General features: G+C 36.4%; 15 protein-coding genes. 1 reads left to right on the forward strand and 14 read right to left on the reverse strand.

Going from position 1 to position 16,634, the window contains the following annotated elements; genetic code table 11:
- Window positions 1–631: 631 nt before the first annotated feature.
- A complete protein-coding gene (locus tag ACP8HH_RS18505; protein WP_438313900.1) occupies window positions 632–1,174 on the reverse strand; it encodes a hypothetical protein in 543 nt (180 codons plus the stop codon).
- A gap of 11 nt (window positions 1,175–1,185) precedes the next feature.
- On the reverse strand, window positions 1,186–2,367 hold the full coding sequence (locus ACP8HH_RS18510) for an Alp7A family actin-like protein (protein ID WP_438313902.1): 1,182 nt from the start codon (window positions 2,365–2,367) through the stop codon (window positions 1,186–1,188).
- Between the two features lie 697 nt (window positions 2,368–3,064).
- Here ACP8HH_RS18510 and ACP8HH_RS18515 point away from each other — a divergent pair.
- Window positions 3,065–3,736, forward strand: coding sequence for a hypothetical protein (locus ACP8HH_RS18515; protein WP_438313905.1), 672 nt, complete (start codon window positions 3,065–3,067; stop codon window positions 3,734–3,736).
- Window positions 3,737–3,794: 58 nt separating this feature from the next.
- Here ACP8HH_RS18515 and ACP8HH_RS18520 read toward each other — a convergent pair whose 3' ends face one another.
- The 12 genes from ACP8HH_RS18520 to walK all read right to left on the reverse strand — a co-directional run bounded on the left by ACP8HH_RS18520 (window position 3,795) and on the right by walK (window position 16,630).
- A complete protein-coding gene (locus ACP8HH_RS18520) occupies window positions 3,795–4,325 on the reverse strand; it encodes a DUF1456 family protein (protein WP_438319256.1) in 531 nt (176 codons plus the stop codon).
- A gap of 105 nt (window positions 4,326–4,430) precedes the next feature.
- Window positions 4,431–5,078, reverse strand: a complete 648-nt coding sequence (locus tag ACP8HH_RS18525; RefSeq protein ID WP_438313907.1) for an NUDIX hydrolase — start codon at window positions 5,076–5,078, stop codon at window positions 4,431–4,433.
- Between the two features lie 154 nt (window positions 5,079–5,232).
- Window positions 5,233–6,813 (reverse strand): malate:quinone oxidoreductase, encoded by a 1,581-nt coding sequence (locus ACP8HH_RS18530; protein WP_438319257.1) that lies wholly within the window; start codon window positions 6,811–6,813, stop codon window positions 5,233–5,235.
- A 131-nt stretch (window positions 6,814–6,944) separates the two neighbouring features.
- Window positions 6,945–8,135, reverse strand: a complete 1,191-nt coding sequence (locus ACP8HH_RS18535; RefSeq protein WP_438313910.1) for a DUF4317 domain-containing protein — start codon at window positions 8,133–8,135, stop codon at window positions 6,945–6,947.
- A 221-nt stretch (window positions 8,136–8,356) separates the two neighbouring features.
- On the reverse strand, window positions 8,357–8,614 hold the full coding sequence (locus ACP8HH_RS18540; RefSeq protein ID WP_438313913.1) for a zinc ribbon domain-containing protein: 258 nt from the start codon (window positions 8,612–8,614) through the stop codon (window positions 8,357–8,359).
- A gap of 212 nt (window positions 8,615–8,826) precedes the next feature.
- The gene (locus ACP8HH_RS18545; RefSeq protein ID WP_438319258.1) at window positions 8,827–9,384 is read right to left on the reverse strand and encodes a GNAT family N-acetyltransferase; all 558 of its coding nucleotides are present in this window, start codon (window positions 9,382–9,384) and stop codon (window positions 8,827–8,829) included.
- Between the two features lie 244 nt (window positions 9,385–9,628).
- Complete coding sequence (gene rlmH, locus ACP8HH_RS18550) at window positions 9,629–10,108, reverse strand: 23S rRNA (pseudouridine(1915)-N(3))-methyltransferase RlmH (RefSeq protein ID WP_438313916.1); 480 nt, start codon at window positions 10,106–10,108, stop codon at window positions 9,629–9,631.
- Between the two features lie 409 nt (window positions 10,109–10,517).
- Window positions 10,518–11,768: a S1C family serine protease gene (locus ACP8HH_RS18555; protein ID WP_438313919.1), complete on the reverse strand. Its 1,251-nt coding sequence runs from the start codon at window positions 11,766–11,768 to the stop codon at window positions 10,518–10,520.
- A 100-nt stretch (window positions 11,769–11,868) separates the two neighbouring features.
- Window positions 11,869–12,657: an MBL fold metallo-hydrolase gene (locus ACP8HH_RS18560; RefSeq protein WP_438313922.1), complete on the reverse strand. Its 789-nt coding sequence runs from the start codon at window positions 12,655–12,657 to the stop codon at window positions 11,869–11,871.
- Window positions 12,658–12,670: 13 nt separating this feature from the next.
- Complete coding sequence (locus ACP8HH_RS18565; protein WP_438313925.1) at window positions 12,671–13,483, reverse strand: two-component system regulatory protein YycI; 813 nt, start codon at window positions 13,481–13,483, stop codon at window positions 12,671–12,673.
- Entirely contained in the window at window positions 13,470–14,807 is a 1,338-nt protein-coding gene (locus ACP8HH_RS18570) for a YycH family regulatory protein (RefSeq protein WP_438313928.1), read from the reverse strand. The genes ACP8HH_RS18565 and ACP8HH_RS18570 overlap by 14 nt, the downstream gene beginning before the upstream one ends.
- On the reverse strand, window positions 14,798–16,630 hold the full coding sequence (gene walK / locus ACP8HH_RS18575; RefSeq protein ID WP_438313931.1) for a cell wall metabolism sensor histidine kinase WalK: 1,833 nt from the start codon (window positions 16,628–16,630) through the stop codon (window positions 14,798–14,800). The genes ACP8HH_RS18570 and walK overlap by 10 nt, the downstream gene beginning before the upstream one ends.
- Between the last annotated feature and the right edge of the window lie 4 nt (window positions 16,631–16,634).

Genomic DNA, 16,634 nt, shown 5'->3' on the forward strand with positions numbered 1-16,634 from the left:
TTTTCTTTTTAAAAAAGTTTTGCTTGATACTAAACAAACTATCTTAGATAAATAATATCTTTCATGTCGAACTTTTTATCTGTGATTCCTAACCGTTGAGCGGTCTTATTGGTGTAAGAGCCGTTTTCTTTTTGCAAACTTGACACTGATACCGTTGCATTACTTGCTGAAAGATGGGATAGGGCGCCCACTAAATGATTTTACAGCCAATTCGCAACCGTTTTAGCACCCAAATTAACAACACCACACAAATTTATGTGGTGTTGTTAATTTGGGTGTGAATTGTAATGTGGGTTAGTATATTAAATACTTTAAAACATTGATGTAACAACAAAAACAGGGACACTAATTCATACGCGAATTGCGTCCCCAAATGCTATGTTTTTTAATGTTTTCTCCCCGTGTACCGAACCCGTTAGTAAAACGAGCATTCTTTTTTTATTAATCAAATATGATTCCTTATGACATATGCGGGAAACCTCGCAACGTTTTCCAAAAACCCCGCAACGTCGTGCAATTTCGTTCCCACAATTCTAATAGCGTAGTTCATCCGCTAAGTTAAATTAAAAATAAAAGCACATCAACATAATTACTGTTGATGTGCTTTTATAATTATTTTCCAATAGAAAAATCACTTATTCATTTGAGCAAGAAAGTCACCTAAAGGATCTATTTCTTCCTCTTCTTCGACAGGCTTGTCCTCGGTCCTTGTGATCTGACCCCAGTCAAAGTTATTTAAATCATCATCAGGGTCGCTCTTAATCGAGTTATCCTCGATTTTGGATTCTACTGTAGCAACTGTTTCTTCCTGGAGATATAAAGCGTCATCCACCTCTAACGCATTACTATTTAGTGATGCGAAGAGTGAGGCCGTACGATTTGGGTCTGACATTAGCTGATAGACAATGCTTCCAAGAAGTGCCTCGGAATGTTCATGCTTCAGCCAATCCCTTTGCGCTTTAGTTAGGCCTTTTGGCAGCGGAATGACGATGGCTTCTCTATGTTTTACAATAGAGGCGTTCACCCCATCGATTACAAATTCAGCAATTTTACTGGAGAAGTTCCTTCTTTCGACTTCTTTCAGCTTTTGTAATTGCCTTAAAGTGTGATCGGACGTATCGGACGGAAGACGAAATGTTATAGGCTGCCCTCTTTTTAATCCTTTTTCATTCATGCACTATCACCCTATTTTGTTTTTACTGTTTTCTCTTCTACTTTCGGTTGTACTTTTTGATTTTTTCTAGCAAAATCCGAGATTAGTTTATAATAAGAATTTGCCATCATCCAAACGCTTTCTTTTTCATCTTCAAAGAAATCGATATTATAGCCATCTAAGCTATTATTCAACGTTTTTAGATAATCCTTAAGGACGATTGAACCTCCACCTATAAAGTAACAAATTTCAGATTGTGAGTTTCTAGCCCATACATTCCGTAAATGGCGGTATTGCTTTTTCGCCAAATCCATAAGAATCCGGTCCACGATATCATGAACGCTTGTCCGACTTCCTTTTACCATGATGTGGTTGCGATCATTTTTCTTCGTTATAATGTCCACAACATCCATACGGCTATCTAGCTCTACACCGTGTCTTGCATAAATCTCTTCACGAATGGCATCAAGTGATTCTGACACTCCCAAGTTAAAGCCTTGTGCTTTATCATCATCGACTTTACGATCTTTAATAACCGCTACATCCGTTGATAGACCACCAATATCTTGAATCAAAATTCTCTTGTCTATCAATTCTTTATTTATGATGTTCAAGTCATTATCCATTACGAGGTTAATAAACGCCGCAAATCCTTCTGGATAGACTTTCACTTCATCAAACTTGATGTTCACTTTAAGACCCTGATATTTAGGCGTTACTAAAAACTCAACTTGGTGTACAGATCCAAGCAATTGAGAACGGTAGCCAACATCTTTTCCTTCTTTAACTTCTCTAAGTGGAAGTCCTGTCCCAAGTGTATACGTAGCCTCGATGACATTATTATTGCGTTTAAAAATCTCTTTATTTTCATCGCGTGCCGCATCTAATGCTAATGAAGCAAACATCATTACAAGAGTTTGGTCTTCCTCTGATTTGTTACTTCCCGGATCAAGTTCTGTAGAATTACCGCTTTTCGTAGCTAAACTTCCTACACGGTAAATTGAGTTATTTTCTTTTAATGCGGGAGAATGTAATCGAATATGGATACCACTTACAGGATCCTGACTGTCAAGTTCTTCAATTCCGATGATTGGACGATCTTCAACATCCTGTGCAATCACATTTGGTATATTAAGCTCTGCATCTAACTTACCAAAAATAGCTTTCAATGAATCATTTCCTACGTCAATTGCTGCAATTCGAGATACTGTCAAAATAATCATCCTTCCTATGAATATATATTACTACTTAAACTTTATCGGAGTTATGCGGTAAGGTCAATGCTAAACCTACATACAACATACAAATGTATTCTTGTACACATTAATGTAAACAAGAATACATTTAAGTACACTCAATGAAACAAAGGGTGTACACGCCTTTGTAAACTTGTATACGTTATTGTTTACATTTGTACACATCTTTGTATACAACGTTACTTATAATGTATACATTCAAAATGTGCATTTTCAACATACAACATCTGATGAGTATTCCACGTTAATTTTCAAGTTTGATAGTTCAGAGTAGTATAACAGGTCGCATTATTCTGTCCTTTTATCGTAAATCAAAAATAGAAAATAGTTATTACAATCTTGAAAACACAACTATATTTTTATTTTTAGAAAAACCAGGCTTTCAGTGATCCACGTAAGCCTTTTCAAATGAAAACCCGCATCATTCTATAGGAATCTTGTAAAACCGGTTATAGAGGCCGCCCCTCCCCCCTAAGGTTGTGTTAAGTGAAAATAAAAAGGTGCTTATATTAAACATTCATGAAGGTTCAAAATTCGCATTTTTTTATTTCTACAATAAAATTTGCGAACGAATCCAATATCACGGTTATAAATCACATAAATTAGGAAAAGATATGTATTTGAAAGATGAATATAAATAAGGGGTGGTTCATGCATGTCGATAGAATGGTTTAACAGAGTAACACTAGAACTACAAGAACAGCTTAATTCAATTTGTGAAGAGTATGAGCAAGTAGGTCAAATGAAAATTGATCGGAGTGCAAAACATCCCCGAATCGAGTTTTTTGTGAATACAGAAAGTGATGAAAGAGATTACTTTTGCATTCTTTTCTTTGATCCACATAATAATGAATTTTACGTAGAAATGTTCGATTTAGAATTTGAACAACAAGCGAGAATTATGCTGCCTGACATCGAAGATATAATTGATGCTGTTCATTTTAGCTTGCATGATTATATAAACGACGATAGCTATTTAATTATTGATGATGAAGACGAGGGAATAGTTGAAGTTGACGATAACGAAGAGTTGAACATCGCTAAACTCTTTGTTACAGAAGAAGTTCATGAAAATCACACAGTTGAATGGGAAACACCTGAAATGACTGCCTTTCAAATTGCCGAAAAAGTTGAAGTTACCTATCAATTTGGAGTTGAAAATGCAACAGGTAAAGGGGTTCTTCGTAGGGTAAACAGAAAATGGTCCGAAGATGGCGAACTTTTCAAAGGTGAAAGCAGCTTCACATTTTCCAAAGATGAAGCCAGCACAATCATTGCATTGATCGCAAGTCATATGGACGCAATGCCTTCTAACCAAAATCTATAAAACATACAAAAAGGGTCAGAATTCGATAAAGAATCCGGACCCTTTTTACTATGTGAATTTATTCTCGGTATCTCATTCCCAATCCCTTAATGAAGTTACGTGCGTATCGATCGCCACATTCTTTATAATTCCGCTGTCCTTCTTTTCTAAGAACTGCACTCAATTCACTTTTTGAAAGGTGTACTCCCGCATCCATTAAGATGTCTAACATATCCTCACTTGTTAAGGAAAGAGCGATTTTCACTTTTTTCAGCAAAATGTTGTTTACATTTCGATTGTCTTTTGACATTAAGAATTGGTTCGTAGAAGTCCCTGGAATTGAGTCCTGCACTCCTCTTTTAGCGACAATTAACCCATTTAAAAAGGACTCGAACGAAGAGTTCTCTAGACTTGTTACATATTCATTCACTTGTGTTTCATTTTCTTCCGAATTGGTCGCAGTATTTTGTTTTGATTTTGAAAGCATTTTTTGCACTTCTTCTTTTGTTAAATCAAAACCGCCTAGTTTAAAAATCTCAACCATTTCAGCATCTTTTATATCCAATGCATAGCGTAATCTAACCAATCGATCATTATTATTCATCGTTATCCCTCCAGAACCTTTGCAACCTAATCTCCAGTATAAGCCTTTACTTTATCCAATGCATTTTTCTATTATCCAAATTCACATATTGACTGGAGTTTTTAATATATACTACTCAAATACTTTTCCTTTAGGGTTATCTAATTTCATGATTTCTATAAAGTGCTTTAAAATCCGAGCTGTTAGTCCCCAAATGGTACGCTCTTCATAATCGAAAAACCATTCTTCCATTGACCGGCTTCTCCATTGATACTGCGCACCGTTCATTATCTTTTCATAAGGAAAGTCTGGTGGGGGAACTGAATCGACGCTTATTAAGTGCATATAAGGCTCATGATTCAATAGCCAGTTGATCGGAATTGTAAATACCTCTTCGACTTCTTCTTTATTGTACAAATGAATAATTTGATTGTAATCAATGGTTGCTACAAATGGGTACACAACAAATGAAGAAGATGCAATATAAGGGCTTAATTCTCCCACAATTGTAACTGTGTTCGGATCAACGCCTAATTCTTCTTGTGTTTCCCGTAAAGCTGCTGCCATTGGAGATGCGTCTGTAGAGTCAATTCGACCACCAGGAAAACTAATATCACCGGGCTGTTTTCTCATCGTTAATGAGCGTACTTCGAAAAGGACATGCCATTCATCATCCACTAGAACGATTGGTATTAAAATTGCGTAACGTAAAGCCGTATCCTCGCCGATAAACAGTGATTTATTCACATTTAATTGGTTTCTCAGTTTGTCTAGAAACAAGATATTTCCCTCATCTCATGTTCTTGTATTCGTTTAATCTTATCACTTAAAGATGGAGTATTAAAGAATACAAGAATATCAGTTATTTTATATAATATAGTAAAAAGTAAGCGTGGACAGCTGAGTATCAGGCGTCCACGCTTACTTTTATTTATTAAATCGTTTCATTATTAATTTGAACTACTTCTGGTTCCACATCCACAAAATTGTCTACAGACTCATCCTTGTCAATTAAACCTAACAACGTTTTCCCTGTTAAAGTATGAATTTCCTCTAAAAGCTCAGGGTTGTCCAAAAGCAACTTACCATAAGAAGGAATCATTTCTTTAATTTTCGATTCCCATTCTGACATATGTTCTGGGAAACATTTCTTAAGTAGTTCAATCATTGCGTGAACTGCGGTGGATGCACCTGGTGATGCACCAAGTAAAGCAGCAATTGTACCATCAGCTGAAGTAACCATCTCTGTACCAAACTGTAGAGTTCCTTTGCCACCAGCCTCAGTGTCTTTGATAACTTGTACACGTTGACCGGCGACAACTGTATCCCAATCTTCAATTTTAGCGTTTGGGATAAATACCTGTAATTCCTTCACGCGCTTATCTTTGGATAACATTACTTGCTGAATCAAGTATTTTGTTAAAGACATCTCTTTAGCACCTGCGGCCAACATAGTTACAACATTATTTGGCTTTACTGAAGTTACTAAGTCTAACATCGAACCTGTTTTTAAAAACTTGGGAGAAAACCCTGCAAAAGGCCCGAAGAGCAATGACTTTTTATTATCAATAAATCTTGTGTCTAGATGTGGAACAGACATTGGTGGTGCACCAACCGCCGCTTTTCCATATACTTTGGCATGGTGTCTTTCTACGATTTCCGGTTTGTTACATACTAAGAACATTCCACTTACAGGGAACCCACCGATATGTTTTCCTTCAGGAATACCAGACTTTTGCAGTAAATGTAAGCTTCCGCCTCCGCCTCCAACAAACACAAATTTCGCCGTGTGGTTTTCGATTTTTCCTTCAGCGCTATTCTTCACTCTTACTTCCCAATTGCCCTCTTCCGTACGTTTAAGATCTTCAACACTGTGATTGTAATTAACATCTACGTCTTTAATCTTTAAATGGTCTAGCATCATTCGAGTTAAAGCACCAAAGTTAACATCCGTACCCGTGTCGATTTTTGTTGCTGCAATAACAGCATCTGTTGAACGATTTTCCATAATAAGCGGAATCCATTCCATCAATTTTGCTGGATCATCAGAAAACTCCATACCTTTGAAAAGTGGATTCTTGGACATTGCTTCAAAGCGTTTCTTTAAATATGCCACATTTTCTTTCCCTTGCACCATACTCATATGAGGCAAGGGCATAATAAAGTCTTCTGGATTTTTTATCAATTTATTGTTTACAAGATAAGACCAAAACTGCATGGAAATTTGGAATTGTTCATTGATAGTAATCGCTTTTTTAATATCTATTGAACCATCTGGTTTTTCAGAAGTATAGTTAAGCTCGCAAAGTGCAGCATGTCCTGTACCTGCATTATTCCATTCATTTGAGCTTTCTTCTCCTGCTGTATCTAGCTTTTCAAATACTTTAATATTCCATTCTGGTTTTAATTCCTTCAACATTGTTCCCAAAGTAGCACTCATTATTCCGGCACCAATTAAGATAACGTCTGTTTTTGTTTCTCTGTTATTCATTTTAACCTTCCTTACTCTATTTATTTGCAGAAGATACAGGCTATCTGCTTAGTCTTCACGCCAATGTGAGGGGCGACCTAGTCGCATATCTGTTCTATTTTAATTATATCACATTATTTTACTCTATTTTTAGATAAATCAGGACATATTTACTTCTAATACAATAATTCTTCCTGAACGAGCTTAAATCCTTCAATCATTGTATCCTCTTCTACTTCTATTAATAAACAACGTTTGCCATTGTAATTTACCTGTCTAACATATTTCAAATCTTGAGGACTAATAGCGATATTCGCTACTTTTGTACTGATTTTGATGGACTTCGATGTATAACTTGGAAGGATATGACTCGCTTTCATTTCATAAGTTTCATCATCAATCACCTTTTGGAAAGCCATTTCCACTTTTTCTGCACTCACGTCCTGCACACCACATACCTGTAATACGCGTTCCATCTCTTTAGTGTCCAATGTAGGCGTAACCTCATATTCCTCGTCATCGGCTTCCTCATCCATCATACGATTGATTTCCTCATATACGCTGGCAAGAGTTTGTGCATTCACCTCATCACCAATGACTTCTTTTACAATTTCTTCAAAGACCGCCTTGTCGTCTTCCGCAGTCATAATTTCTTCACCATCAAGCACTTTCTCGATAAAATGGATATCGGGCTTATTCGCTTTTCCCGCAGCATAAAGAATGTGATTGACATCTGCTACGTTATCCGAAAAGCAAGGAAACAAAAATCCACCAATTGGGGAAGTAAGATTAATGACGGGATCAGCCATTGTGTTTGACTTAAATTCTCTCTCAATAAAATCAAAAGTAAGTGAATGCTTCGGCAGTTCAGTCTGATTCATACTACAGAGAATAAAAGGAGTTGTATATGCTTCGTCACGAGGTGCCATTCCGTGTTCATCATAATTATGTTTTGCCGGAATAAAATAATTTCCTCGAACGAATGTGACAACTATATCTTTTTCATATTGGACTTCCTCTACCATTTTTAGTGCAATTCTATTCATATCCGCTTTCCATTCTTCTACACCGTCTGCTTGAAGCCCCTTATATAATACTTTCTGCGTATGGTCTGTTTGCTCTTCTGTTGAACTCTGAAATCGCACTTCAAACAATTTCATGCCTAGTTTTCCACCCAAAACTTTTTTAAAGTTTGTAAGGAATAATTCTTGTTGTTCCCGTTCTAACAGGGAAAACGACTGATTCTCCTCATGAAAGATGTCACTGCTTTCCTGTTTAATATACACTTTATAAATATCGTTAATTGTCAGTAACTCATTATCCAACTTAAATTGTTTGCGTATTGTTGCAATATCCTTCTTATTCATCTCTATATCCAACTCCCTAACTAATAATATACATACTATGAATGTAATTTAAAAAAGAGCATCCAAAGCTATAGATGGGCTTTGGACACTCGTTTATTATAACAATGTTTAAGATGGATAACATTTATGACCTTCGTTATTTATGATACGGTTCATCATAATGAATCTATCCGAGGTTTTGTCTTATGGCTTAAGCTGATTAAGAGCGAATCTATCGTTATTTACAGCTTCCATCTCTCCAACTTGTGTATATTTTTTGCAAACATAACCGCTATAAGTTTGGGCATTCCCATTTCTATACATTTTTCTTTCACAACTTGTTTCATCTCATCTATGCTAATATTTTTTTGTGAAAACCCACCTTCTTGATAACAATGCTTACAGTACATAGTGCTTTTATCAAGATTTTTTTCAGTACCTCTATCCTCTGGCTTTTTCAATGGCATGGCACAGCTTTGGCATTTTTTATATTCTTTCATCTTACATCCTCCCAACTTTTTTATCGCTGTTGAATTCATGGCGCTCGCCTTTAAAATACTCATCAAGCTGATCCAAACAAACCATCAGCACCTTGGGCGATTCGTAATATAATTTAAATTGTATTGGTATTTAAGATTTCCTTAGATAGTAAAAGGTATCAATGCAGAATAAAATGATTTCTTTATTGCTTCTTTTACTAATCCCGTACCTACTAATAAACTTTCGGCTTTTCATTGTAATTACATCCGTATACTACCATTTCCACTGGGACTCTATTTGAGGTTTCTGTTTCAATTAATGAAGATATTTTAGTAAATTTATTTCTTTCCAAAAGTGCGATTGATTTATCATTCATTGCATTCGTATACGCTTCAATTGTTTTAAGCCCCATGACTTCAAATCCATACTCAACGACTTTTACTAGTGCTTCACTCATAATCCCTTTTCCAAAACTTCCCGGAAAAAGCCCATAACCTAATTCTGCTTTCAATTGTTCTGTTGATATATTCCAAATTGAAATGGTACCCAGAACAGAATTTGTTTTTGCGTCAGCAATACCCCAAATAATCCATTGGTTACTACTTACACCAGCATTCATTTTAGTTACATAGTTTTGGGTCTCTTCTAGGCTTGTATAAATTGGCATATCTACAAACTTAAAGTTCTCTTTATTAGATTGATATTCAAAAATACGTTCATCATCATTCATCACAAGTTGCCTTAATAATAACCTATCCGTTTTTAACTCCGGATAAGGATCAAAATTCATTTTTTCCAAAGCTACACCTCCTTACATTAACTGTACTTAAATATAAATCTAGTGATGATTCTACTCCCACATCGACAAGTGAAATAAATTCATCGTAATTTCTGTCGTATGTGCTTGATCTAATGCATAATAGTATGCATTACAATTTTTGACACAAATAATAACAAATGGTTCATTAGCTTAAGCTGCAAGCGTGATTAGTAAAAACCGTTATTTCAACTCGTATAGATCTGAGTTTCCTCACTTATTTGTGATACGGTTCACCCTTCATTATCCGAAATGCACGATAAATCTGTTCCACCAAAATCAGTTTCATCATTTGATGTGGGAATGTCATTTTGGAAAACGACAATAGCTCGTCCGCTCTTTTTAAAACGTCGTTATGTAAGCCTAGTGATCCTCCGATAACAAATGCCACTTTGCTCCTACCATAAGTCATCAAGGATTCCATATCCGCAGCCAGCTGTTCTGAAGTTTTCATTTTCCCATCAATTGCAAGGGCAATTACATAAACATCAGCGCCAATTTTCGATAAGATTCGCTCCCCCTCTTTTTTCTTAACAATTTCCATATCCGCATCGCTTAATGACTCAGGAGCTTTTTCATCTGGTACTTCAATAATTGTCACTTTTGCATAAGCACCAAGACGCTTAGTAAATTCTTCTATTCCCATTTTCAAATACTTTTCTTTTAATTTACCAACAGTCACAATTGTTATATTCACAGGTTATCCACTTCTTTCTAATAGTTACAAACAAAACTTATGCACATATCCACGGCCTACTTCTACATATTGTATGCGATTATTTGTTCGCCACAACATACAATATACCTTTTTACAACAAGATGGATTTGTGGATAACATTTCATTCATAGAACAAGTTTCAGGTATTGGATACTAATCTTACTTACTAATAAAACTATCTAAAGCCCGGTCCCCATGGGTTAAATATCAATAAATCATTATTTATTCTATCCCTTTTTACACTTTTTTGATAATTAAACTTACTCACAAATAATTGAATCTATCCACAATCGTCAAAATCTCTAAAATAATGAACAGCATGCTCATACATTTGCTCGTCTGTCGCCTGTGGATAGAATATCCGACATCTGTGCATGAGTTAATTCACTTAAAATGCAGTACCATCTTTCAGAACCATTTCAATTTCTAATAATTGACTGCCTCGATACACTTTTACTTTCAGCAAATCTCCTATTTCTTTTTCGTTATACAAATGTTTACGCAAACTAACCATATCTCCAATCTTTTCTCCATCCATTTCCACTATGACATCATATTGAACAACGCCTGCTAAATTCGCCGGTGAATTTTGAATTACTTCATTTATAACGACACCTTCAGTCACAGAGGCAGGTATTTTTAAAATGCCGCGCTGTTGTTGTGCAGGTATACTTGAAAGATCGAGTAACGTTACACCCATCGTTGGTCGATGTACTTCGCCGAACTTTTCAAGTTTCTCAATAATTGGGATGGCAAGATTTATTGGAATTGCAAGCCCGATTCCTTCCACTGTTTCTTGTGATATCTTCATCGAATTAATACCAATAAGTTGTCCCGTAAGATTCATTAATGCACCACCCGAGTTCCCTGGATTTATAGCAGCGTCCGTTTGCAACACATCAGCGTACCAATCGACAATATCGTCGTCATTAAAATCAATTGGAATCGATCGATCTTTTCCTGAAATAACGCCAACCGTTACTGAACCCGAAAAACCTAGACCAAGCGGATTACCAATTGCAATCACTGCTTCACCTCTTTTTAATGCATCAGAATCTCCAAACTGAGCTACAGCTTTAACTTCAGCAGCATCGATTTCGATGACTGCCAGGTCTGTCCATATATCACTTCCAACAAGACGCCCATTCGCTTTTTTACCATCGTCAAATGTGATCTCAAGTTCCTCGGCATCTTCAACAACATGATGATTTGTTACGATATATGCTTTGTCACCTTGTTTCTTATAAATAACCCCAGATCCGCTTCCCGTTTCCTTTGTCATTTGGGACGATGACCAAATATCACGCACTAATTTTAAATTTGTCACTCCAACTACGGAATCCGCAACCTTTTCCACAATTCCAGTTACATCTGTAGTGACTTCCACAGAAACACGATCCGATTGTAAAGTTCCAATTTCAGCCTGAATTGTTTCACTTTGTGTACTTTCTTTCTCATCCCAAATAAACCAGATAGCTAAAGACACAAGGATGCCTAGAACTAATCCAGTAATAAAAGTCCTCTTTTTTCGGGGAGGTTTATGATCAATTGTTGAATGCTGATTCTGCTCATTTTCAAGAATTGGCCTGTCTGATTCCTTATTTTCGATTGGATTGAAATTCTCATCCATATATCTCATCCTTTCTATATCGCATTTATTCAACTGTACCCTATTTCACTCATTTTCAAAATCAATAATCCGTTACAAAATAAAAAACCTTACCCGCAGGCAAGGTCCTTCATACAGTTACAAGCTCTGTCGGCCGATCAGGGTCTGTATCATAGAGATGCACGTATTCTCCCGCAATTACACCACATGACTGAAGCGTCTGACTAACACTCATTCGAGCAAGGTCTTTCATATTATTATCTTTACTTAAATGTGACAAATAGATCTTCGTCTCTTTCAAATCAACGACCTCACTAATTGCCACTGCAGCATCTTCATTTGATACATGTCCTACATCACTTAGAATTCTTCGTTTTACGGACCAAGGATAGGGACCCATCTGCAACATACTAACATCATGATTGCTTTCAAAAACGTAAGAATCCGCACCTCGAATGATGCCTTTCATTCGATCACTCACATAACCTGTATCCGTAATAATGACGAGTTTTCGCCCATTTTGATGAAATGTGTAAAACATTGGGTCCGCTGAATCATGGGATACCGCAAAAGATTCAACATCTAACTGACCAAAAGATTGTACGGTTTCCATATCAAATTGAAAGCGTTGTTCAAGAGGGACCTTGCCGATTAAGCCGTCCATTGCTTGCCACGTCTTCTCATTTGCATATATTGGCACGCCATACTTTCTTGCAACCACTCCGAGCCCTTTGATATGGTCGCCATGTTCATGTGTTACAAATATCCCATCTAGTTTTTTCATTGACCGATCGATATTTGCAAAAAGGCTTTCAAGCTTCTTACCACTTAAGCCCGCATCGACGAGAAAGTTATGTTCCTCATTTTCTATATATATCGCATTTCCGCTACTTCCACTTGCGAGCACACTAAAACGCATTTCTAAAAACCCCTTATTCCTCTTTAATTTCTATTTTTTCACTTTGAAATTCTATTATTTTACCATCATTTGCGTTAATAAAGTAATCCTCTAGTTCACCGTTACTCAATTCTACATGTATATACCAAGTCGGTGCAAATACCTGAGTCTTTGTAAGTTGAGCAAGTGTCGAATATCCAAGTTTCATACTTAGTATTTTAGAATCCGGTTTTAAATAGTTTCGAGTATTCAAAGTATTAATTGCCTGTAATGGTGGCAGCAAATCTTTCTTTCGATTAAAACTCACAAACTCCCCAAACATTCGCTGCTCATACCGAATCACTTCATCATTTTCATTCCAATAAAGAGTTAACGTTGCGTTTTGATTGAAATAAATTGGTTGACCGTTAACATGTTGGAAAAACGTTGCTTGACGTTCTTTATCATTTCTTTTCCATAGAACATATTGCTCGCCATTCAAAACGTATTCGTAAAGAAATGCATTAAAATCAATTTCTCCACTTGCATCTTTTAGAGCAATAGGAGTTTTAATTGTTGAATACAAATGGGTACCATCTTCAACTTCTATGGATTGGTTATTAAGGCTTAATAGTTCTTCCTCACTAAACACTGCTATTTCAGCAGATACAAAATAGGAGTCTTCATTGTTTTTTGGCAACTCACCATAAGTAATATTATCAAAGCCCAATGATTCTTCAATTGAAATATTACCTTGAATTTTTACATTTAGTGTTTCGGAACGTTGCGTAACATAAAGTGAATACAAAAAAACGTTTAAAATAGAAAATACGACGATGAAAATTGTCTTTGTTTTATTCCAATCCAATCATTTCACCTCCAGCGGCTTCGGGTGAATATAGATTCCATTTCCCATTTGCAAAATAAAACCAAGAAGGATCTAATAGGAATAAGCGTTGGTCTGTGTCATGTTTCATATAATAACCCATTTCAATTTCTTCTACCGTACTAAAATCAATCATCTTAGAATGCTTTAGACTCTCCGCAACTTCTACACCTGAGGGAAGGGATGTATAACGGGTTTCAGATGGAAATGTTAGGTTTAGCGTATAATACGGTCTAATATAACCATAAATCCCTTCATCGCCCCATATTTCCTCTATTTCGGTGTACGTCGAATCACTGTACACAGGTAGACCATGAATAAAAAGTTGAAATTTAACAGTTCTAGATTTGGGATTCATAAATGTGTATCTGTATTCATCCGTCCAACCACCATGCTCATTTACAAAGTCGATGGTGTTAAAGAGCAACTCCGAGGGTATCGCCAGTTCGGTACTTTCCGCAACCGGATGGAAGAAACTTAATGTTTTCATCATTGTTTCAATCCGCATAATCGCATGATCATCTTGATATTCTTCACGTGATGATGAAATTTGCCCACGTCGGACCGCATTAGGGTCCCTAAAAAGTGCATCTTTAAAACGCCTTGGACTAATTTCAGCTTGATAGTACGTATTACGAATTAATTCAATTGGATCTGTAGGGACCGCAATAAATGGACTTTTATCTGGATTTACCTCAACGTAATTTGAGTAATTTCGCCCGTTTGGTAAAATTCTACGATTAAAACTTTGATAATCATTTACTTTTCCGGTATAACGCAACCCATTCATTCTGCTAATGAAATGTATTTCCATTGCTGTACTTGCAGGATTCCAGTCAACGACGATGCGATCAAAGGATGCTTCTGGAAAGTTTGAATCTTCCTTATTTAACACAACATCATAAACAGGTAACGGTACATCTCCATGGTAGTAAAGTGTAAAACGATTTTTCTTCCGCAAAAATACATCCAACTTTTTTTCAGTGAAATCTGAATCCGCTAAAGTAACATCAGTAATTTTCCACTCTTTAATAGCTTCAATACTTTCATCTAGTGCGTCTAAATCTGTTGTTCCTTTCATTCCTTCTTCGAAGTTAAATAGAATTTTGTAAGGTTTAATAATATCTTTAATCCCCTTAACTTCTTTCTTATCGTCGTCCACAATCGAAGTAGGAATCGTCGGAGTCTGTTCAATCGTTTTATACTTTGGAGTATACGTCCATATTGAGAATGTTAGTGTGATGCTTAATATGATTAGGAATACAAGAATCACTGATTTGACTGTTTCAATGTATTTCAACCCCACTCACCGTCCTCTAAAGGTTCAAATGGCAATGTGAAAAAGATTGTCGTACCGTTCCCCTCTTCACTATCTGCCCAAATTTCCCCTCCATGTGCTTCGATCATTTCACGTGCAATTGCAAGTCCAAGTCCGGTTCCGCCCATAGCGCGGGACCTCGCACGATCTGCTCTATAAAACCGATCAAATATACGCTTTACATTTTCGAGCGGTATTCCCATACCGTCATCAGAAATCATTACTTTAATTCGATTTTCCAAGACATCCATACTAAAACGGATATCCCCGCCATCGGGTGAATATTTTAATGCATTTGAGATAATATTATCCAGTACTTGTGTCATCTTATCTGTATCAATCTCAACAAAAGACTCGGATGAAGGTAAAAGTCTTTTGAAATGTACATCTTGTGATTTTGAAAACTCAAAACGATCAATAATTAGACTGAAAAAGTAATTAAAATCAACCCATTCTTTATTTAAATCATAATCACCACTGTCCATGCGGGACAGCTTCATTAAATCATTTACAAGTCGAATCATTCGTTCTGTTTCCATTTGTGTTACATGTAGAAACGATGGTGCTATTTCAGAATCCTGCCACGCACCTTCAGCCAATGCTTCCAAATAGCTTCGCATTGTTGTTAACGGTGTACGTAGTTCATGAGAAACATTAGATACAAATTCCCTTCGTTCCATATCAATCTTTTCCTGTTCTGTATTATCATGCAGAACTACAATTAGACCATTCACGAAGCCTGTTTCCTTCTGAGTAACCGAAAAGTTCGCCCGCAAAATATAAGGACGTTCATTTGAGCTGAAATCCAGTGTCATTGAATCTTTCATTTGAACTAAATCTTCAAACGCATATTCTGTTTCAACACCCAATATCGATGAAATTGGGCGGTTCAACACAATATCCTGAGTCATTCTAAGCATAGTAAGTGCTGCTTCATTTATAAGAATGACTCGTCCTTTTCGGTCGGTCGAGATTACCCCATCCGTCATGTTTGCTAGAACCGAAGCTAGTTTTCGACGCTCTCCTTCAGTTGTAGCTTGTGATTCTTGAAGACGATTTGTTAGATGATTAAATGCAATTGCCAATTGTCCCATTTCATCATTACCATAGACACGTACTTTTCTAGAAAAGTTACCTCTAGCCATCGCCTGTGCTTGCCGTCTCATATCTGATATGGGCCTCGTCATTGTCTGAGCAATGAATATGCCGATAATAATTGTAATCGTCAAAGAAACCGCTGTGCCTCCAGCGAGTATCTGATTAATTTCATCCATTTGTGAATATACTTTTTCAATATTCGACTCCAAATAAAGAGCCCCAATAACTTCACCTTCTGAAATAATTGGGGTCGCTCTAACAAGTATTCTCTTCCTTGTATTTTCATCAAGTTCAATTACCTCGTAAGGTGACTCTGAAGTAATCGATCTTCTTACAAGTTCATCTATGGATCGTTGCCCAACCATAGATTGATTATCAAGAACAGACGTTGCAAGTATCAGATTTTGTGTATTTACAACTCTAATCTCTTGTATATCGCCCTCTGAAGTAATACCCGAAAGAACGCCCCTCAAATTCGCTTCAAGAGTCGGATCGTCAATGAGACGATATTTATCTTTCAACATTTCTTCACGAACACTAAATTCAACTAGATTCATTCGATCATCAATTGAGGTCGTAAAGTTCGTTTTCAATGTATGTTCAAGCTCGCGTGCGAAATAGAGTCCAATAATTTGCATCGCAATTAGAATAAGTAGTACGTAAATAAGGACGAATTTAACGTGAATAGAACGAAAAATACCGACTTTCTGCATACTC

The sequence above is a fragment of the Sporosarcina sp. FA9 genome (genome assembly GCF_051550205.1).
GTDB lineage: Bacteria > Bacillota > Bacilli > Bacillales_A > Planococcaceae > Sporosarcina.

Bases quoted from the DNA above. Each gene is read 5' to 3' on its own strand.
- ACP8HH_RS18545 (WP_438319258.1), bottom strand. From the start codon at position 9,384: ATGAATTTTGATCCTTATCCGGAGTTAAAAACGGATAGGTTATTATTA.
- ACP8HH_RS18555 (WP_438313919.1), bottom strand. From the start codon at position 11,768: ATGAGATATATGGATGAGAATTTCAATCCAATCGAAAATAAGGAATCA.
- walK (WP_438313931.1), bottom strand. From the start codon at position 16,630: ATGCAGAAAGTCGGTATTTTTCGTTCTATTCACGTTAAATTCGTCCTT.
- ACP8HH_RS18560 (WP_438313922.1), bottom strand. From the start codon at position 12,657: ATGCGTTTTAGTGTGCTCGCAAGTGGAAGTAGCGGAAATGCGATATAT.
- ACP8HH_RS18540 (WP_438313913.1), bottom strand. From the start codon at position 8,614: ATGAAAGAATATAAAAAATGCCAAAGCTGTGCCATGCCATTGAAAAAG.
- ACP8HH_RS18535 (WP_438313910.1), bottom strand. From the start codon at position 8,135: ATGAATAAGAAGGATATTGCAACAATACGCAAACAATTTAAGTTGGAT.
- ACP8HH_RS18515 (WP_438313905.1), top strand. From the start codon at position 3,065: ATGTCGATAGAATGGTTTAACAGAGTAACACTAGAACTACAAGAACAG.
- ACP8HH_RS18505 (WP_438313900.1), bottom strand. From the start codon at position 1,174: ATGAATGAAAAAGGATTAAAAAGAGGGCAGCCTATAACATTTCGTCTT.